5 protein-coding genes are annotated in these 21,425 nt (G+C 70.4%); 4 read left to right on the top strand and 1 reads right to left on the bottom strand.

Annotation, left to right across the window (positions count from 1 at the left end; all coding sequences use genetic code 11):
* The first annotated feature begins 289 nt into the window (after nucleotides 1-289).
* A complete protein-coding gene (locus tag AB0G17_RS35320; RefSeq protein ID WP_361391689.1) occupies nucleotides 290-421 on the top strand; it encodes a hypothetical protein in 132 nt (43 codons plus the stop codon).
* A gap of 90 nt (nucleotides 422-511) precedes the next feature.
* On the opposite strand, the gene AB0G17_RS35315 is transcribed toward AB0G17_RS35320, so the two are convergent.
* The gene (locus AB0G17_RS35315) at nucleotides 512-2,281 is read right to left on the bottom strand and encodes a fatty acyl-AMP ligase (protein WP_361391686.1); all 1,770 of its coding nucleotides are present in this window, start codon (nucleotides 2,279-2,281) and stop codon (nucleotides 512-514) included.
* Nucleotides 2,282-2,755: 474 nt separating this feature from the next.
* On the opposite strand from AB0G17_RS35315, the gene AB0G17_RS35310 reads away from it, so the two are divergent.
* From AB0G17_RS35310 to AB0G17_RS35300, 3 genes are all read left to right on the top strand, one after another.
* The gene (locus AB0G17_RS35310; RefSeq protein ID WP_361391683.1) at nucleotides 2,756-3,349 is read left to right on the top strand and encodes a molybdopterin cofactor-binding domain-containing protein; all 594 of its coding nucleotides are present in this window, start codon (nucleotides 2,756-2,758) and stop codon (nucleotides 3,347-3,349) included.
* Nucleotides 3,350-3,567: 218 nt separating this feature from the next.
* Nucleotides 3,568-6,636: an amino acid adenylation domain-containing protein gene (locus AB0G17_RS35305; RefSeq protein ID WP_361391680.1), complete on the top strand. Its 3,069-nt coding sequence runs from the start codon at nucleotides 3,568-3,570 to the stop codon at nucleotides 6,634-6,636.
* Nucleotides 6,637-6,687: 51 nt separating this feature from the next.
* Nucleotides 6,688-21,399 carry an amino acid adenylation domain-containing protein gene (locus AB0G17_RS35300; protein ID WP_361391692.1) on the top strand — a complete coding sequence of 4,904 codons (14,712 nt, stop codon included), beginning with the start codon at nucleotides 6,688-6,690 and terminating at the stop codon, nucleotides 21,397-21,399.
* Nucleotides 21,400-21,425 lie beyond the last annotated feature (26 nt).

The raw sequence follows: 21,425 nt of genomic DNA, 5'->3' as shown, positions 1-21,425 counted from the left end.
CGTCCCAGCGCTATAAGCGGCACGACAAGCGCTACACCCGCTACGAGAAGCAGCTGCCCGGCAACCGCGTTCAGATCGACGTCACATTCATCGAACCGATCGGCCTCCCGAAGCAAGCCAGCCCCATCAGCCGCTGTGCCCCCCTGTGAGCCACACAGCCCACGAGCCTGTGACCAGGTACTTCACCAGGACGGGACCGTGGCGGCGAGAAGGGGCTCAGAGGCATCCCAGGGGCCGGACCCTCCACACGTCATGCACAGCCAGCCGACTCCAACGCGCCCAGGCCCTGATGACTGCCGAGCGCGAGGCCGAGGCGGCCGAGGAACTGTCCCGGATCCTCGACGACGCGCAGGCCGTCCTCGAACCCACACACCGTCACATCACCCTCGCCCGCGCCCTGCTCAGCCAACTGAGACGCTGACCGAGCGCGTTCCAGGACCGGGTGCGGCGCGTCAGCCGGCGACGGTGTGTCCGGCCTCTGCGACCGGCAGACCGTTGAACGGTTGAAGACTCAAAGCGGCGGTACCGCCGTCCAGCGACCGTCGGTGTAGCGCTCGCGGCAGGCCGACCGCCGCACCTTGCCGCTGGTCGTGAACGGGATGCTGCCGGGACGCAGCAGGACCACGCCGGATGCCGGAAGCTGGTGGTTCTCGTTGACCGCGGTGCGGATGGCCTGCGCGACGGAGGCGCCGACGGATTCGTCGCCGCGGCTGAAGGCCTGCCACGCGTGCGGCGTGAGCTCGGCCGCCACGATCAGCTGCGCGTCGACTCCGGGGTCCGCGGCGAAGACGGCGCACCGGCGGGGGCCTATGTCCGGGTGGCAGTCCTCGACCGTCCGCTCGATGTCCTGCGGCTGGTGGTTGCGGCCGTCCACGATGATCAGGTCTTTGAGACGCCCGGTGATATAGAGCTCGCCGTCGTGGAGGAACCCGAGGTCCCCAGTGCGCAGATGGGTTCGGTCGTCGTCGGGCAGCCGTCCGCCGAACGTCGCCCAGGATGCTTCGGCGTCCTGCCAGTAGCCGCGCCCGACGTTCGGGCCGTGCAGCCAGACCTCGCCGATGCGGCCCGGCGGGACCGGCGCGCCGAGGCCGCGTGCTTCGTCGAACTCGACGATCTGGAGCGTCAGCCATTCGGGCGTGCGGCCATTGCCGACCAGGGTGACGGCGTCGTCCGTGTCCGAGAGCACTACTGACCCGTCCTGCAGGCTCTGACGGTCCAGTCGCAGGAGGGTCGGGGCGGCCTTCGGGGCCTTCAGACCGGTGGCGAAGACTGTCGCCTCCGCCAGGCCGTAGCAGGGTGCTGTCACCGAGGGTCGCAAGCCGGCGGGCGCGAAGAACTCCGTGAAGCGCTGCACGGTGTCGTGCCGGACCGGTTCCGCGGCGTTGAGGGTGATCTCCCACGAGGACAGGTCGAGCCGGTCCCGTTCCGCTGCGCTGATCTGGGCGACGCAGAGGTCGTAGGCGAAGTTCGGGGCGCCGGAGATCTGGGCGCCAACGGCGGCGATGTTCTCCAGCCAGGACAGTGGCCGCATCAGGAACTGGGCCGGGGTCATGAAGTCGCATCGCCCCCCGATGTGGAGGGCGAAGGTGCCCATTCCCAGCCCCATGTCGTGGAACATCGGTAGCCAGGAGACCAGGCGGGTGTCCTCGGGGGCCACGTCTCGGTTATCCATGTCGCCGAGTTGGGCGAGCTGGGCGAGGTTGTGCAGGATGTTGTCGTGCGTCAGCATGACGCCGCGCGGCTGGGTCGTCGAACCGGACGTGAACTGAAGCAGCGCCAGATCAGAGCGGCCGGGCAGGTATTCGGTGGTCACCGGCTCGGCAGCGTTGCGCAAGTCGGCGGTCGTGCTGACGCGTCCGAACGCGGGCTCGGCGCGTACGGTGTCCAGGTCCGCCGCCATCGCGATGGTCGCTACAGGTGCGGCGCTTTTGACCAGCGCAGTAGCGTGCGCGACGGTCTTGGCCAGGCCGCGTCCTAAGACCGGGTACGGCAGCGGCACCGCGACCATCCCGGCGTAGGCGCACGCCATGAAGCCGACGATGAAGTCGAGGCTGTTCGGCAGCAGCAGCATGACACGGTCGCCGGAGACGCCGATGGTCCGCAGCCCGCCGGCCAGCTCCCGCGCCTGGTGGTCGAGTTGTGCGTAGGTCAGCTCGGCGGCCGGGCCATCGCTGGGCAGGACACGGCAGGCGAGCCGGTCCGGATGGGCTTCCCCGCGCCGGTGCAGCAGATGCGCCAGGCTCCGGTCGACGGGCAGGGTTGTGCGTTCCCGAGCAGCCATGGCGGTCTCATCCCCCGTGAATCGATCGACTGTGGCTGGATCCAGGCAAGCAGAGCCATGATTAGCGCGTCAATATGTGGTGACTTAATGCCTGGGCGTGGCCTGAAATAGGCGGGTAGGCCGAGAAGCCCTCGTTGACAGGGCATCAACTCTGTGCTCGAGTGGCGCTCGTGCTCCGGCGCCGGTCTTCGGCGCCGTCGGGATCGAGACGGGGGATTCGTGATAGCACCTATCTATGCCCTCATGCCTGGATTAAATTCCGCTGTCGGCAAAAACTCTTCATGTTTACGTTTACGGTGATGGTGGTGTGCCACCGTATGCCGTCGGCTTTCGGCCGAGTGGATGGCGAAGATGACTTCCTTGCCGCTCAGGAATGCGCCAAGCAGGCTGTTCGAATAGTCAACACTGACATCCTGCCGACCGACAGGCACACAGCGCCGCGGCAGGACCTCTTCCAGACGACACTGGTTCGCGATGGCGCGTCTGACGCCGGCCGGCTGCGGTGGTAGCGCCGTGGGCTTTCTGCGTCCGAGAGACCTGACCGAGGCCCTGGAGCTGCGGCGTCATCATCCCGGAGCCTGGCCGGTGGCCGGCGGGACCATCGTCATGCCGAAACTGAACACGGAGGGCGAGCGTCCGGCGGCGCTGTTCTGCGCCCACCGTGTGGTGGTCGACGTTGATTCGGAGCTCGGCCGGGTCCGGGTGGTCGACCTGGCAATGGTGCAGGACGTCGGTCGGGTGCTGAAGAACCGGATCGAGGCGGAGGGGCAGCTGCACGGCGGGACGGTCCAGGGCGTCGGGCTGGCGCTGTCGGAGGAGCTTGCCGCCCGCGATGGCGTGATCCTCAACCCGGGCTTCGGGGAGTACGTGATGCCCGCAGCGACAGACGTGCCCTCGATGCAGGTGGTCCTGCTGGAGAGCGCCGATGACGAGGCACCTTACGGGTTGCGCGGCGTGGACGAGGTGTCGGCCGTGTCGTCGACGCCCGCGGTGGCCGCGGCGGTCCGGGACGCCACCGGGCGCGCGCTGATGCGGGTGCCGATCCGGCCGTGGGATCTGGTCCCGTGAGCGGCGGCATGGACCACAGCCACGATCGGGTCGTCCTGTGCCGGAGAACCTGGGGCGGCTCGCCGTCCAGCACTCCACGGACGTCCGCGGATTCGAGGCGTTCATGGTGCAGTGCGGGCCGATCACTCACCCTTATCAAGGAGTGACGCAAAGACTTTGGTTTAGATACCAAGTTCGAATACTGCATGGCAATGGCAATGACTGGACGGGGACCTGCTGTGCGTCATGATGTGTTTGCCGATCGCTCGTTGACCGGGCCGGAGTACGGGGCCTGGGTGGCGGGACAATTCGTCGCCGATCCGATCGACCGGACGGCTTTCTGTGTGCTGCGCATTCCGGTGTCGGTCTCGTACGACGCGCTGGAGCGTGCCGTGAGACGGCTCCTTGATCTGCATCCGGTGCTGCGGAGCGCGGTCGGGTCCGGAACGACGCTGGTGAGGCAGGACGTCGGGGAACCGGTCCGCTCCGATGCGACGGCCCGCGCGTTGTCCGAGACCGTGGCCGCCGACCGGATAGCCGTCCTGCGCTCTGCTGACGGCGGTCGTCAGCTCTTCATGTCGCTGCCGTACTTCGCCGTCGACCGGTGGTCGATCCGGGTCATCGCCCGCGACTTGGGCGCACTGTGTGCTGTCGGTGCCGCCGATACCGTCACGGCGGTGCTACCGGTCCAAGACGGCGGCACTTCGAAGGCCGACACCTCGAACACCGGCAGCGAGCAGGACATCGCCTACTGGCATGCCGCATTGGCCGACATCCCGCCGGTGCTGACCCTGCCCAACGCGCTGAGCCGGCCGACGATCGCCTCTCATCGGACGGCCTCGATCCGTCGGCCGTTGCCGGAGGCCGCCGCCGACGCCCTGCGCCGACTCGCGCGGGACCTGTCCTGCGAAGTCCGCGACATGGCCTTCGCCGCCTTCGCGGTGGTGCTGGCCCGGCTCACCGGCCAACGCCACCTCGCCGTCGGGCAGACCTTCGACGGCCGTGCCGAGGCTGCGGCGCACGATATCGTCGGCAACCTCGCCACCACCGTGCCGATCCCTGTCGACCTACGCGCCGATCCGGGTTTCGCCGATGTCGCCGAGGCCGTGCGGACCGCGGTCGCCGAGGCCGCCAACCACCGGTTCGCCGACCTCGACCAGGTCGCTGCTGATGTCGCCCCCGCCCGGGACCCTTCCTGGCATCCGCTGTTCCAGGCGTCCTTCGCCTACGACGACGTCGGGGCCTGGTCGGCTCACTCGGCCCCGGGGGCTTTCGATGTCGTCGCGGCGGCCGACGGCCCGATGTTGACCGATGTCCATCTGCGGATAGAGGACGACGGCGGCTTCACGGCGGTTGTCGACTACGCGGTCGACGCGTATCCAGCGGTAACCGTCGAGACCGTCCTCATGTGCTTGGCCGAGTTACTCACGTCCGCCGCCGCCGAGCCCAAGACGCCGGTGTCGGCGCTGGGGATGCTGCCCGAGGCGGAGCGCCGCCGCCTGGCCTTCGACTGGAACGCCGTTCCTGCCGACTACGACCCCGGCGTCTGCCTGCACGAACTGTTCGAACGCCAGGCCGCAGCCACACCGCGGAGCACAGCGTTGACCGCTGCGGACCGGACGGTCAACTACGGGGAACTGAACATCGCGGCGAATCGACTTGCGCATTTGCTGCGGGCGCGCGGAGTGCGGCTGGAATCCCATGTCGGAGTGTGTCTGGACCACAGCGTCGAGCTCATGTCGACCCTGCTGGGAGTCCTGAAGGCCGGCGCCGCCTACGTGCCGCTCGATCCCGCGCATCCGGCCGAACGACTCAAGTACGCACTGGACCAGACCCGGGCCCCGGTGGTCGTCACCACCTCGGATCTCAAGGCTCTGCTGCCGCCGGAGGTCGAGGCGGTCTGTCTGGACGAGACCGACCTGGCCTCGTACCCCACCGACAATCCGCCGCGGACCGCAGGTCCCGACAACCTGATCTACACGATCTTCACGTCGGGGTCGAGCGGACGCCCCAAGGGCGTCCAGATCAGCCATCGCGGGCTGGTGAACTACCTGCTGTGGGCGATCGAGGGCTATGGCGCGGCCGCCGGGGAACACGGCTCGCTGCTGGTCGGCTCGATCGCGTTCGACCTGTCGATCCCGAACATCTTCCTACCGCTGATCGTCGGCCGGGACGTGCTGATCCTGCCGCCGGAACGCGCGTTGCAGGCTCTGGTGCGCCAGTTGGAGGGCGACGAGGACATCAGCCTTCTGAAGATCACGCCGGCTCACCTGGACGTGCTGCGCGCGCAGATCACGCGGCAGCCGCCGCTGACCGCGGTGCGCACCTACGTCGTCGGCGCGGACGAGGTGAAGCCGGACACCGCCGACCAGTGGCGGCGACTTGCCCCGGACGCGAGGGTGATCAACGAGTACGGCCCTACCGAGACGGTGGTCGGCTGCTCGGTGTTCGAGGTGCCTGCGGACCGGGCCGCCGGCAGCATCGTGCCGATCGGGCGGCCGATCGGCAACATGACCATGTACGTGCTCGACGACCATCTGCGGCCGGTGCCGGTCGGCGTGGTCGGCGAGCTGTGGATCGGCGGCGTCGGCGTGGCCCGCGGCTACCTCGGCCGGCCGGCCGCCACCGCCGAGAAGTTCCTGCCCGATCCGTTCAGTGACCGGCCCGGTGCGCGTTTCTACCGCAGCGGCGACCACGCGCGAATGCGGCCCGACGGGGAACTGGAATTCCTCGGCCGGATCGACCACCAGGTCAAGATCCGGGGCTACCGGATCGAGCTGGGCGAGGTAGAGGCGAACCTGCTGACCCATCCCGACGTGAGCGAGACGGTGGTCGCGGTCCGGGAGGACAACCCGGGCGACAAGTATCTGGCCGCTTACTTCGTGCCGCGTGGCGAGAGCGGGGTGGGTCGCCAGGAGCTGCGCCGGTTTCTGGCCGAGCGACTGCCCGACTACCTCGTCCCGCGGGTCTACGTGCCCCTGGACGAGTTGCCGCTGAGCCCGGGCGGAAAGGTGGACCGGCGCCTGCTGCCCAACCCGCGACACAAGGCGGTCGACAGTGCCGGCGTCGATGCCCGTGCCGAGACCGACGAGCCTGACGGCCCCGTCGAGCAGGCCCTGGCCGGGCACTGGCGGAAGGTGCTCGGCGTCGACACCGTAGCCCGGACGGACCGGTTCTTCGAGCTCGGGGGCGGACGGCCGACCGCCGTGCGTGCTGCGCAGCTGGCACGGGAGGCGGGACTGCCGGTGGATGCCCGCATGATCCTGCAGTGGCAGACCGTCGCTGATCTGTCCGCATACCTCGGCTAGCCGCAAGCGGACCGGTATCCCGACGTGAGGACTCGTGGAGAGAACGTGACCATGCCCGTGGGGAACATCGAGAACGAGGGCGGTGCTCCGGACGCCGCAGCCGTCGAACGCTGGATCGTCGAGCACGTCGCCGACCTCGCGCGACTGCCGCGCGACCGGGTCTCGGCGACCGAGCCGTTCCTGGACTACGGCGTGTCCTCCAAGGACGCGCTGGTCCTGCTCGGCAAGTTGCAGCAGCTGATCGGCCGGACGTTGGAGCCCAGCCTCCTGTGGGAGTATCCGACCGCGCGCCGGCTCACGGAGTTCCTCACCGGACCCGGTCGCGACCAGGCGCAGGACCGGGCTCAGGACGGACAGCAGGGTCCTGACGAGGCGGCCGAACGGGAACCGATCGCCGTCGTGGGCCTGGGCTGTCGTTTCCCGGGTGCTTCCGGCGTCCCGGCCTACTGGCGGCTGCTCGCTGAGGGCCGCGACGCGATCGGCGGCCCGGCTGACCGCGAGGAGATGCTCGGCATCCACCCGCCTCATGGACTGTTGGACGACGTCTCAGGGTTCGACCCGGAGTTCTTCTCGATCTCCAACCGCGAGGCGCACCACATCGATCCTCAGCAGCGGTTGGTTCTGGAGGTGGCTTGGGAGGCGCTGGAGCACGCCGGGATCGTCCCGGCCACGTTGGCCGGCACCGACGTCGGAGTGTTCCTCGGGATCAGTAACGTCGACTATGCGCGGCTGAACGTGCGCCGCGGCACCGACGTCGAGCCCTACGACGCCACCGGCCAGTCGCCGACCATCGCCGCGAGCCGGTTGTCGTACCTGCTCGACCTGCGCGGACCCGCCGTGGCCGTGGACACGGCGTGTTCGTCGTCCCTGGTCGCCGTGCAGCTGGCCTGCCAGAGCCTGTGGTTCGGGCAGAGCCGGCTGGCCCTGGCCGGCGGGGTGAACCTGATCCTGAGCCCAGACCTGACCGACGCCTTCGACCGGGCCGGGATGCTGGCCGCCGACGGCCGTAGCAAGGCGTTCGACGCCTCGGCCGACGGCTACGGCCGGTCCGAGGGGTGCGGCGTCATCGTGCTCAAGCGCCGGTCGCAGGCGCTGGCCGACGGCGACCGGATCCTGGCGCTCATCCTGGGCGGGGCCGCGAACCAGGACGGGCGCAGCAACGGCCTGACCGCGCCGAACGGGATGGCGCAGCGGGAGGTGCTGCGGATGGCCGCGCGGGACGCCGGGATCGAGCCGGACGCCGTCGACTACGTCGAGGCGCACGGAACCGGCACCCCGCTCGGGGACCCGGTCGAAGCCCGGGCCCTGGATGCGGCCCTGGCCGCCCACCGCAGCGACGCCGACGCGCTGGTCGTCGGTTCGGTCAAGGCGAACATCGGCCACACCGAGTCGGCGGCCGGAATCGCCGGGCTGATCAAGGTCGTGCTGATGCTGCAGCACGGCGAACTCGTCCCGCAACCGAACCTGACGGCACCCGGCTCGGCGCTGGACGTCGGCAACAGGATCCGGTTCGCCGACGTCCGTTGCCCGTGGCCCCGGCGCGGGGGACCGCGCACGGCCGGGGTCAGCTCCTTCGGCTTCGGCGGGACCAACGCCCACGTGGTGTTGCGGGAAGCCGGGCTCGGTGAGTCCACCGCGGGCGCGGAGCCGTCGGAGAGCGGCGGAGCGCACCGGGTTCTGACACTGAGCGCGCGGACCCCCGAGGCCTTGACCGACCTCGCGGCCCGCTACGCCGATTTCCTGACCGAACCCGATGCGGTGCGGTTCGCGGACGTCACCATGGCCGCGAACACGACCAGGACCCGGTTCCGACACCGGCTCGCGGTCTCGGCCGAAGCCGCGGAAACAGCGGCGAAGCAGCTGACGGAATGGGCCGGACGCGGGCAGGCCGCCGGGGTGTATCAGGGGTCGGGCGCGGTGTCGGGCAAGCTCGCCTTCCTGTTCTCCGGCCAGGGTGGTCACTACCTAGGGATGGGCCGGGAGCTGTATCGCAGACATCCGGCGTTCCGGGCCGAGATCGACGCCTGCGACAGAGTGCTGCGCGGCCGTCTCGGCGACACGCTGTCCTCCGTGCTGTTCGGCGCCGACGAGACGGTACTGAGCCGGGCGGGCGTCCTGCAGCCGGCGCTGTTCGCCGTCCAGTACGCGCTGGGCCGCCTGTGGCAGTCGTGGGGCGTCGGACCTGATCTCGTCCTGGGCCACAGCCTCGGTGAGCTGGCGGCGGCGGCGATCGCCGAGGTGTTCGACCGGGACGACGGCCTGCTGTTCGCGGTCGAGCGCGGTCAGGCGTTCCAGGAGCACGTCGAGCCGGGAGCGATGACGCAGGTGCTGGCCGACGAGCCGACCGTGCTGGACCTGATCGCGACGACGGTCCCTGACGACCGGGTCGCGGTGGCGGCGGTCAACGCTCCCCGCGCCGTCGTGGTCGCAGGTCCCCTCGAAGCGGTGGAGCGGCTGCGCGCCGAGTGCGAGCGGCGGAGGGTCGGGACCATGCCGGTGGCCACCAACTATGCGTTCCACTCGCCGATGGTGGACCCGGCCATGGACCGGGTCCGGGCGGCGGCCGACCGAATGGCCTACGCGGCGCCGACGATCGCCATGATCGGCGCCGCGACCGGCAGCCCGCTGACTGCCCCGGACGCCGACTATTTCGCCACGCAGCTGAGCCGACCGGTGCGGTTCGCCGACGCCCTGCTCCAGCTGGAGGCCGCGGGTTGCGACACCTACGTCGAGGTCGGTCCGCATCCGGTGCTGCTGGGCTTCGGGCGTCGCACCCTGGCCGGTGCGACGTGGCTGCCGTCCCTGAAGAAGGGCAAGGACGACTGGTCGGTGCTGATGGACAGCGCGGCCCGGCTGTCCGCCGCCGGCCGGGAGATCCAGTGGCCGACGGTGCATTCCCGGCTCTCCGTCCCGCGGATCCCGTTGCCCACCTACCCCTTCCAACGCAAGCCCTATTGGCTGCCCGCCGTCCAGGCCCGATCGGAGATGAGTATGGCCGTCCTCCCGGCCGCACCTGGCCGTGCGGACCAGGTGCTCGATCAGTTGACCGCCTTGGTCGGCAAGCTGTTGCAGGCCGATGTCCCGCTCGATCCGGACGTCCCATTGCTGGAGCTCGGCGCCGACTCGATGACGATGTTCGAGACCCTGCAGACGGTCCGCAAGGAGTTCGGGGCCGCGCCGCCGGTGAGCCGGCTGTTCGATGACGTCAATACCCTGCGACTGCTTGCCGGATACCTGATGGAGCACGCTCCGATGGATGCCTCGGCGCTCGCCGAGGTCGTGACGGCGGTCCCCGACCCGGTCGCCGTTCCGGCTGCCGTCGCTGCGATCCCCGCGACGCCGGTCGCCGCGTCGGGATCGGCCGCACAGCGGTTCCTCGACGTCCATGCCCAGGTGATGGCCCAGGCGTACGAGCTGCTCAGGTCGGACCCGGCGCCCATCCCGACGTCGGCCGGGGCACCGGCCCAAGCCCAGGCGATGGCCGCAACGGAGCCTGCTCCGGCCCCCGTGCAGACCCCGGCCACGGCGGAATCGGCTGTGCCCGTTCCGGTGTTGCCCATGGGCGGCATGGCCCCGGCGTCCTCCGGCCGGCCGACCCGGCTGAGCCCGCGCGCCGAGCGTTATATCGAGGAACTGGTGGCCCGGTTCTGCGAACGGACCGCGCGCTCGCGTGCCCACGCGATCAGCGAGCGTGTGCACCATTCCGACGCCCGGCACGCGCCGCGCGTCGACCTCCTCCTGCGAGATACGCACTATCCGCTCGTGGTGGAGACCTCGGACCGGGCGCGCCTGGTGGACGTCGACGGCAACGAGTACCTCGACCTCACCATGGGCTTCGGCGTGAACCTGTTCGGCCACAACGTGCCGTTCATCACCCGCGCCATCACTGGCCGGCTCGCCGCCGGGATGCAGCTGGGACCGCAGCCCGCCCTGGCGGCAGAGGTGGCGGACCTGATCTGTGAGATGACCGGCAACGAGCGGGCCGTGTTCTGCAATACCGGTTCCGAAGCCGTCATGGTCGCGATCCGGATGGCCCGCGCGGTGACCGGCCGCAGCAAGATCGTCACCTTCACGGGGTCCTACCACGGCGCCGCCGACACGGTGATGGCGCGCCAGGACGTGGCCGGTGCGGTCGGTGCTGCGGCGCCGCTGGCCCCGGGCATCATCGAGGGCATCGGCACCGAGGCTGTGGTGCTGCCCTACGGCACCGAGGCCGCGCTGCAGGCGATCCGGGAGCGGCTGCCGGAACTGGCCGCCGTGCTCGTCGAGCCGGTCCAGAGCCGGCGTCCCGACCTGCAGCCCCGGGAGTTTCTCGCCGAGCTTCGGCGAATGACACGCGAGGCCGGCGTGGCCCTGATCTTCGACGAGGTGATCACCGGCTTCCGCATGCACCAGCAGGGCGTGCGCGCGCTGTTCGGGATCGAGGCCGACATCACCACGTACGGCAAGGTCATCGGCGGCGGCCTGCCGCTCGGCGTGGTGGCCGGCCGCCGGGCCTTCCTCGACACGATCGACGGTGGCACCTGGTGCTTCGAGGGAGCGCCGCCGGACGGGCTGCGCACGTTCTACATGGGGACGTTCTGCAAGCACCCGCTGGCGCTGGCCGCGAGCCGGGCGGTCCTGCACGAGCTGCGGCGGCGGGGGCCGGTGCTCCAGCAGGAGCTCGGTGACCGCGTCACGGCCCTGGTAGGCCGGTTGAACGAGGCGTTCACTCGGCTCGGCGTGCCGATCGAGGTTGTCTCGTTCGGGTCACTGTTCCGGTTCCGGCTCGGTGGGCGCGCCGTGTCGTCAGAGGTCCTCGAAGTCTTCTACCTGGCTCTCCTGAACGCCGGCGTCTACATCTGGGAGGGGCGCAACTGCTTCCTGTCGACCGCGCACACCGACGAGGACGTCGCGCTCGTCGAGAAGTTGATCCTCGGCGTGGTCGACCAGATGCTGGAGAACGAGCTTTTCCCCGGCGTGACCGGTCCTGCGGACGCCGCAGGCCCGGGTGACCCGCCCGGAGCACCGCGCCCGGAGGCGGACCGGTCCGCGCCCGCCGCCGACATCGGCGTGTACCCGCTCAGCGAGGTCCAGCAGGAGCTGTGGATCCTCGACCAGCTCGGGGTCGACGAAGCGCGGGCCTACAACGAGAGCGTCCTGCTGAGACTGGACGGGCCGCTGGACCCGGCTCTGTTGCGCGCTGCGGTCACCGAAGCCCTGGCCCGCCACGACATCCTGCGTACCGTGATCGCGCCGGACGGCCGCAGCCAGTCGGCGCTGCCGTACGGCTCCGTCGAGGTGGTGTCGGTCGATCTCACGCAGACGCCCCCGGATCAGAGGGACGCCGCACTGAGCACCTGGCTCGACCGGCAGGGCGAGCGGCGGTTCGACCTGGTCGCGGGCCCGCTGATCGACGCCGCGGTGCTTGAGCTCTCCAAGACCGATCACTGCCTCTACATGTCCGCGCACCACGCCGTCATCGACGGCTGGTCCTTCGCAGTGCTCTTCGACGAGGTCGGCCGGATCTACAACGCCCGCCGCACGGGTGGCACGCCCGAGCTGGCCCCGGCCCCGCGCTACGCCGACTTCGTCCGCCGCCAGCGGGAACGGGTCGACGGCGACCAGTGGCACACCGACGAAGAGTACTGGCACCGGCACTTCGCGACCGGCATCCCGGCGTTACAGCTGCCCACCGACCGGCCGCACGGCGCGGCCGTCACCTACCGCGGCGGCCGGGTGGTCCGTCCGCTCGGCGAGGGGGCGGTGCGCGGCCTCAGCGGAGTCGGGCGCCGCCTCGGGGTGACGCCGTTCACCGTGCTTCTCGGCGCGTACGCGATCCTGCTGCACCGCCTGAGCGCCCAGGACGACCTGGTGGTCGGGGTCCCGGTCGCGCAGCGCGCCCACGAGGACGCCACCCGGCTGGTCGGGAACTGCAGCAATGTCGTTCCGGTCCGGAGCATGCTCGGCGCGCGCGAGAGCGTCCGCGACTATCTCAAGCGCCTGCAGGCGAGGCTCGTCCAGGCCTACCGGCACTCCGACTTCCCGTTCTCCCGGCTGCGCGGACGCCTGGCCCAGGACGGCAACTCGGTGCGCACACAGCTGTTCAGCACCCTGTTCAATCTGGACCAGGACGTCTCGACGCCGGAGTTGGAAGGCGTGCGCGCCACCGTGGTGCTCCCGCCGCGCCGTTACTCCCCGGCCGAGCTGGAGGTCGACGTCCGGCTGCCCAACTCCGGCCCGGCGACGGTCAGCTTCACCTACAACTCCGACCTCTTCGACGAGTCCACGGCCGAGCGCCTGGCGGAGCTGTACGAGCTCATCCTGGAGGAGGTCCTGAGCGAGTCGGCCGGCACGGTCGCCGCGCTGCCGATGGTCCGGCCGGACCACGAGGCCGAACTGCTCGCCCGGACCCGGGGTGCGGTCGCCGCCGAGCCGGCCGGGGACTCGGTCGTCGACGTCTTCCAGGCCTGGGCCGCGCGGTTACCGGACGCCGTGGCGGCCGTGTCCGGATCGCACCGCGTGTCCTACGGCGACCTCGACCGCCGCGCCAACCGCATAGCCCACGCCCTGCTGCGCCGAGGGGCCGGCCCCGAGACACGGATCGGTCTGGCCGCCCGGCGCGGCGTGCCGATGCTGGCGGCGGTGCTGGCGATCTGGAAGGCGCGCGCCACCCTGGTCGTGCTCGATCCCGACGCCCCGCCCGCGCGCCGGGACGCCATCGTCACGGACGCGGCACCGGCGCTGGTCCTCGCCCAGGACCGGGGCGTACCGGTCCCGGGCGGGTACACCGGGCCGACCCTGTTCCTGGACGATCCGGAGATCGACGGCGAGTCGTCCGAGGACCCGCGCCGGGCGCCCGTACCGGACGCGCTCTCCTACATCGTCTACACCTCGGGCTCCACCGGCCGGCCGAAGGGCGTGATGGTGTCCGAGCGGGCTCTGCTGGCCCGGTTGCGGGGTTGGACCGCGGCCTACGGCCTTGGATCCGGTGTGGACTCCGTCCTGCAGATGGCGAACGGCGCGTTCGACGTGTTCATCGGCGACGTGGTGCGGGCCCTGGGCTCCGGCGCGAAACTCGTCGTCTGCCCCCGCGAGGCGCTGCTCGATCCGCCGCGGCTGCTGCGGCTCATCGACGAGGAGGCGGTGGTCTGCGCCGAGTTCGTGCCCACGGTGCTGAAGGGGCTGGCCGCGCACGTCGCGGGTCTGGGCCGCCGGCTCGACACCATGAAGGTACTGATTGTCGGCTCGGAGACCGTCTACAACCAGGACCTGGAAGCGGTGCGGTCGGTGCTCGGCGGGTCCACGGTCCTGGTGAACTCCTACGGGCTCGCCGAGGACACCGTCGACACCACCTTCCACGTCTACGGGGAGCGGGACCGAGAGCGCCCGCACCGGTCGCCGATCGGCCTGCCGTACCCGAACGCCGAGGCGTACGTGCTCGATGAGTGGATGCGGCCGTTGCCGCCCGGGGTGCCGGGGATCCTCTACACCGGCGGTGTGGGCGTGGCCCGCGGCTACCTCGACGATCCCGCGCTCACCGCCGACCGGTTTGTCCCACATCCGTTCAGCGCCTTGCCCGGGGCTCGGCTGTACCGGACGGGCGACGCGGTCCGTCTGGTGGCCGACGGCGATGCACTCTCGATCGAGTACCTGGGCCGGTCGGACCGACAGGTCAAGATCCGCGGGAACCGGGTGGACCTCGGCGAGGTCGAGGCCGCCGTGCGGGCCGTCACCGGGCTCGCCGAGCTCGCTGTCATCGACCGGGGCGCCGACTCCGAAACGCGTCTCGTCGCCTACCTCGCGACCGGCGGGCAGGCCGATCCGATGGACGTGGCAGCCCACGCGCGGCTCCGGAACCTGCTTCCCCCGTACATGGTGCCTTCGGCGTTCGTGGTGCTGGACGCCCTGCCGTTGTCGCCGAACGGGAAGCTGGACGTGGCGGTGCTGCCGGCGGTGTCGGAGTCCGCGCGGGTGACCGGCGTGGAGTTCGTCGCCCCGCGCAGCGACACCGAAGAGGCTCTGGCCGGGATCTGGGCCGAGGTGTTGGGCCGCGACCAGGTCGGCGTCCACGACGACTTCTTCCTGACCGGTGGCCATTCCTTGCTGGCTACGACGCTGATCGCCCGCATTCGCGAAGCGTTCCACGTCGAAGTGCCGATCCGGGCGGTGTTCGAGGCGCCCACGGTGGCATCGTTGGCCGAACGGTTGGCGGCCGGCGACGGGAACGGCGTTCGGGCCGGGGTGGTTGCCGGCCCCCGTCCGCAGGTGGTGCCGCTGTCGTTCGCGCAGTCGCGGCTGTGGTTCCTGAACCGGTTCGAGGGCCCGAACCCGGTCTACAACATCTCGATGGCGCTGCGGCTGACCGGGGATGTCGATCTCGCCGCGATGCGTGCGGCGTTGGCCGATGTGGTGGGTCGGCACGAGGTGCTGCGGACCCGGTTCATCGAGCTTGACGAGTTGCCGCAGCAGGTGGTGATGCCGCTCGGCGAAGGTGTGCCGCCGATCGTCTACGTCGATGCGGGCGCAGATACCGACCGGTTGCTGGCACAGGCCTGCGAGGTCGACTTCGACATTTCGGTGGACCTGCCGCTGCGGGTGTGGCTGTTCCGGGTCCGGCCCGACGAGTTCATGCTGCTGGTCGTTCTGCACCACGTGGCCGGGGACGGCTGGTCGATGGCACCGCTGGCGCGGGACATCGGCGCGGCGTACGCGGCGCGGCGCGAGGGCCGGGAGCCCTCGTGGTCGCCGCTGTCCGTCCAATACGCCGACTACACGGTGTGGCAGCGCGAGATGCTGGGCTCCGAGGACGATCCCGAGAGCTCGGTGTCCAAGCAGCTGGCGTACTGGCGCGCGGCCCTGGCCGCAGTGCCGGCGGAGATCCAGCTGCCGACCGACCGGCCGCGTCCGGAGGTGGCCTCGGGCCGCGGTGGCAGCGTGCCGTTCACGATCGATCCGGAGCTCACCCAGCGGCTGCGGCAGCACGGCCGGGAAGACGGCGCCAGCTTGTTCATGGTCGTGATCGCGGCGTTGGGCGGTCTGTTCACCCGCCTGGGCGCGGGATCGGACGTGGCGATCGGTGCGCCGCTCGCCGGGCGTACGGACCCGGCGCTGGAGGAGCTGGTCGGCTTCTTCGTCAACACCCTGGTGATGCGGGTCGACACCGAGGGGAGACCGACGCTGCGGGATCTGGTGGTCCGGGTGCGGGACACCGCCCTGGCCGCCTACGAGCACCAGGACGTCCCCTTCGAACGGGTCGTCGAGGAGGTCAACCCGCCGCGCTCGCTGTCCCGGCACCCGCTGTTCCAGGTCATGCTCGCCATGCAGAACACGCCCCGCTACGATGTCGGGCTCCCCGGGCTGCGGATCGTCGAGGAGCCGACGCCGACCACGACCGCCAAGTTCGACCTCTTCTTCGACCTCGCCGACACCGAGGACGGCGGGATCGACGGAACGCTGGAGTTCGCCCGCGACCTCTTCGACGAGGCGAGCGCCGCGATTCTCGCCGACCGGTACGTACGGATGCTGACCGCGCTGGCCGACGACCCGGACGCCGTACTCGCCGATGTCGACATCCTGTTGCCTGGGGAGTACGAAGGCCTCCTCGTCGACCGCAACCCCGAGCTTGCCGTGGTGGCAGGGGACAGCGCCCTCGCCTTGTTCCAAGAGCAGGTGCGACGGACGCCCACGGCCCCCGCGGTGGTGTTCGAACCGGCCGGGGCGGGTTCGGCGGTGCTTCTCGATTACGACGCGCTGAACCGGCGGGCGAACCAGCTCGCCCGGTTCCTGGCCGCGCGTGGCGCCGGTCCGGAGCAGATCGTCGCGATGGCGCTGCCGCGCTCGCCGGAGATGGTCACGGTCTTCCTCGCCGCCATGAAAGCGGGGGCGGCGTACATGCCGCTCGACCCCGAATACCCGGTGGAGCGGCTGACCTACATGCTCCAGGACGCACGGCCGGTGCTGACGGTGACCCGCTCCGACTTCCCGGCCCCCCTGCCGGAGGGTCTGTCGCCGGTGCGGCTGGACGATCCGGACACCCTGGCCGCGATCGTGGCACTCGACGACAGCGATCTCACCGACGCCGACCGGACCGGTCCGGTCCGTCCGCAGAACCCGGCCTACCTGATCTATACCTCCGGGTCCACCGGCCGCCCCAAGGCCGTGGTCATGCCCAACGCCGGCCTGCACAACCTCCTCGCCTGGCACCGGGCGACCGTCGGCAAGCGCCCCGCCGGCCGCATGGCACAGTTCACGGCCATCGGCTTCGACTTCTCCGTGGAGGAGATCCTGGCGCCCCTGGTGTCGGGCAAGTCGCTGGCCGTCCCCACCGAGGCGGTGCGGGCCGACGTCGCGGAGTTCGTGCGCTGGCTGGACCGGCTGGAAGTGACCGAGCTGTGCGCACCCACCCTGGTCCTGGAAGCGGTCTGCGACACCGCCCGGATGCTGGGCACCGATCTGCCGGCCCTGGTGGATCTGCTGCAGGGCGGCGAGGCGCTGCGAGTCTCCGACCAACTGCGATCCTTCTTCGCCGCGGTGCCGGAGCGCCGCTTGCACAACATCTACGGTCCGGCCGAGACACACGCGGTCACCAGCCACACGCTGACCTCCGACGACAGCGACTGGCCGGTGTCGGTGCCGATCGGATCTCCGATCGCCAACACCCGGGTGTACGTGCTCGACGAGAACATGCGGCCGGTCCCGGTCGGAGTGCCCGGTGAACTGTTCCTGGCCGGGAACGGTGTGGCCCGCGGGTACCTGAATCGCGCCGGGCTGACCGCCGACCGTTTCCTGCCGGATCCGTTCCACGGCGTCGGCGAGCGGATGTATCGCACCGGGGACCTGTGCCGGTGGAACCGTGACGGGGTGCTGGAGTTCCTGGGCCGGACCGACCGGCAGGTGAAGATCCGCGGGTTCCGGATCGAACCGGCCGAGATCGAGGCGCGCCTGCGCTCCCGGCCCGGGGTCACCCAGGTCGCCGTGGTCGCCCGCACCGAGCCCACCGGGAAGGTCCTTGTCGCCTATCTCACCACCGATCGATCCACCCCGCCGGAGCCTGCCGAACTGCGTCGGGTGCTGTCCGCCGACCTGCCGGACTTCATGGTGCCCTCGGCGTTCGTAGTGCTGGACACCCTGCCGTTGACACCGAACGGAAAGCTGGACATCGCGGCGCTGCCGACCGTTTCGGAGTCCGCGCGGGTGACCGGCATGGAGTATGCGGCGCCGGGTACCGATGTCGAAAAGGCCCTGGCTCGGATCTGGGCCGAGGTGTTGGGGCGGGACCGGGTCGGCGTCCACGACGACTTCTTCCTCGCCGGTGGCCATTCGCTGTTGGCGACGACACTGGTCGCGCGCATACGGGAGGACTTCCGGACCGAGCTGCCCATCAGGGCGGTGTTCGAGGCGCCGACGGTCGCGCTGCTCGCTGAGCGGTTGGCCGCCGGTGGCGGGACCGGCAGGGTTCGGGCCGGTGTGGTCGCCGGTCCGCGTCCGGACGTGATTCCGTTGTCGTTCGCGCAATCGCGGCTGTGGTTCCTGAATCGCTTCGAAGGCCCGAACCCGGTCTACAACATCCCGATGGCGCTGCGGCTGACCGGTGATGTCGACCCCGCCGCCCTGCACGAGGCGTTGGCGGACGTGGTGGGTCGGCACGAGGTGCTGCGGACCCGGTTCGTCGAGCTCGACGACACGCCGCAACAGGTGGTGCTGCCGCTCGGCGACGGCATACCGACGGCGTCCTTCGTGGATGTCAGTGACCGGGGAGACGCCGCCGGTGCCGTCGTCGAGGAATGGGCGGCGCAGGCCTGCGAGGTCGACTTCGACCTTTCGGTGGACCTGCCGTTGCGGGTGTGGCTGTTCCGGGTCCGATCCGACGAGTATGTGTTGCTGTTGGTCCTGCACCACGTGGCCGGGGACGGTTGGTCGTTCGCGCCGCTGGCGCGCGACGTCGGCATGGCCTACCTGGCGCGACGCGACGGCCACGCCCCCGCGTGGTCGCCGCTGCCGGTGCAGTACGCCGATTACACAGTGTGGCAGCGCGAGATGCTGGGTTCCGAGGATGACCCGGACAGCCCCGCGTCGCGCCAGTTGGCGTTCTGGCGTACGGCCTTGGCCGGAGTACCGGCGGAGATCCAGCTGCCGACCGACCGGCCGCGTCCCGCGGTGTCCTCGGGCCGGGGCGGCGGTGTGCCGTTCCGGATCGACCCGGTGCTCACCCGGCGGCTGTCCGCGATCGGCCGGGAGGGCTCGGCGAGCCTGTTCATGGTCGTGCTCGCCGGGCTGGCCGGGCTGCTGTCCCGTACGGGCGCGGGATCGGACGTGGCGATCGGTACCCCGCTCGCCGGGCGTACGGATCCGGCGTTGGAAGAGTTGGTCGGGTTCTTCACCAACACCCTGGTCATGCGGGTCGACACCGACGGTGACCCGACCCTGCGCGACGTGGTCGCCCGGGTGCGGGATACGGCTTTGACCGCGTACGAGCATCAGGATGTCCCTTTCGAGCGCGTAGTGGAGGCGATCAACCCGCCGCGTTCCCTGTCCCGGCATCCGTTGTTCCAGGTCATGCTGGCTCTGCAGAACACACCGCACTACGACGTCGAGCTACCCGGACTGCGGATCGTCGAGGAGTCGACGCCGACCACCACCGCGAAATTCGACCTCTTCTTCAACCTCGCCGAGAGTGAGGACGGAGGGATCGACGGACTGCTGGAGTTCTCCCTCGACCTGTTCGACGAGGCGAGCGCCGCTGTTCTCGCCGACCGGTATGTGCGGATACTGACCGCGCTGGCCGATGATCCCGACGGTGCGCTTGGTGACGTGGACATTCTGCGACCCGGTGAGCGGGAGAGCCTGCTCACCGGTCGCAACCCGGAACAGGTCGCGATGGCCGGCAGCAGCGTCGTCGCCCTGTTCCAAGAGCAGGTGCGACGGACGCCCACGGCCCCCGCGGTGGTGTTCGAACCGGCCGGGGCGGGTTCGGCGGTGACGCTCGACTACGACGCGCTGAACCGGCGGGCCAACCAGCTCGCCCGGTACCTGGCCGCGCGCGGCGCCGGTCCGGAGCAGATCGTCGCGATGGCGCTGCCGCGCTCGATCGACATGGTCACGGCCGTGCTCGCGGTGGTGAAGGCCGGAGCGGCGTACATGCCGGTGGACCCGGACTACCCGATGGACCGGCTGACCTTCATGCTGCAGGACGCGCGGCCGGTTCTGACCGTGACCCGGTCGGACTTCCCGGCCGCGGTGCCGGAGGGCCTTCCGGCTCTGCACCTGGACGATCCGGACATCCTGGCCGCTGTCGCGGTGCTGGACGACAGTGATCTGACCGACTCCGAACGCACAGGTCTGATCCGGCCCCAGAACCCGGCTTACCTGATCTACACCTCCGGGTCCACCGGCCGCCCCAAGGCCGTGGTCATGCCCAACGCCGGTCTGCACAACCTCCTCACCTGGCACCACCGGGCCCTCCCAGGCGGCGCCGGGGAGGTCGTGGCTCAGTTCACCTCGCTCAGTTTCGACGTCGCCGCCCAGGAGATCCTCGGCGCCCTGCTGTTCGGCAAGGCCCTGGCCGTTCCGACGCAGGAGACCCGGCTGGACCCGGCGGAGTTCGTCCGCTGGCTCGACCGGAACGCCGTCACCGAGGTCTACGCTCCGAACCTGGTTCTGGAACTCGTCTGCGCGGAGGCGCTCAAAGCCGGCCTCCCGCTGCCGTCTCTGCACCATCTCGTGCAGGCCGGAGAAGCGCTGACGCCCAGTGAGCAGATGCGGTTGTTCGTCTCGGAGCTGCCGGAGCGCCGACTGCACAACCACTACGGTCCGGCCGAGACACATGTGGTTACCCACTGGACCGTGGGAGGCCCGGAAGGTACGGACTGGCCGGTGTCGGTGCCGATCGGATCTCCGATCGCCAACACCCGGGTGTACGTGCTCGACGAGAACATGCGGCCGGTCCCGGTCGGAGTGCCCGGTGAACTGTTCCTGGCCGGGAACGGTGTGGCCCGCGGGTACCTGAACCGCGCCGGGCTGACCGCCGACCGTTTCCTGCCGGAGTTCCACGGCGTGGGCGAGCGGATGTATCGCACCGGGGACCTGTGCCGGTGGAACCGTGACGGGGTGCTGGAGTTCCTGGGCCGGACCGACCGGCAGGTGAAGATCCGCGGGTTCCGGATCGAACCGGCCGAGATCGAGGCGCGCCTGCGCTCCCGGCCCGGGGTCAGCCAGGCCGCCGTGGTCGCCCGCACCGAGCCCACCGGGAAGGTTCTTGTCGCCTATCTCACCACCGATCGATCCACCCCGCCGGAGCCTGCCGAACTGCGTCGGGCGCTGTCCGCCGACCTGCCGGACTTCATGGTGCCCTCGGCGTTCGTAGTGCTGGACACCCTGCCGTTGACACCGAACGGAAAGCTGGACATCGCGGCGCTGCCGACCGTTTCGGAGTCCGCGCGGGTGACGGCGGAGTACGTCGCACCGCGTACTCCCACCGAAGGGGCCCTGGTCCGGATCTGGGCCGAGGTGCTCGGCCGGGAGCAGGTCGGCGTCGACGACGACTTCTTCCTGGCCGGCGGGCACTCGCTGTTGGCGACCACGCTGATCGCCCGCATCCGGGAGGCCCTGCACACCGAACTGCCCATCAGGGCGGTGTTCGAGGCGCCAACCGTCGCCGGCCTGGCGAGCCGGATAGACGCCTCGACGACCCGCACCGACCCCGAAGACCTGGCCGAGATCGACGCCCTGCTGGACGACCTCGAACGGCTGTCCTCCGACGGCGCCGGGCCCGACGACCACTGATCACCACCGACCAAGACACCGACCAT

The sequence above is a fragment of the Streptomyces sp. NPDC023838 genome (assembly GCF_040639555.1).
GTDB lineage: Bacteria > Actinomycetota > Actinomycetes > Streptomycetales > Streptomycetaceae > Streptomyces.
This window is presented reverse-complemented; position numbering and strand designations above follow the sequence as displayed.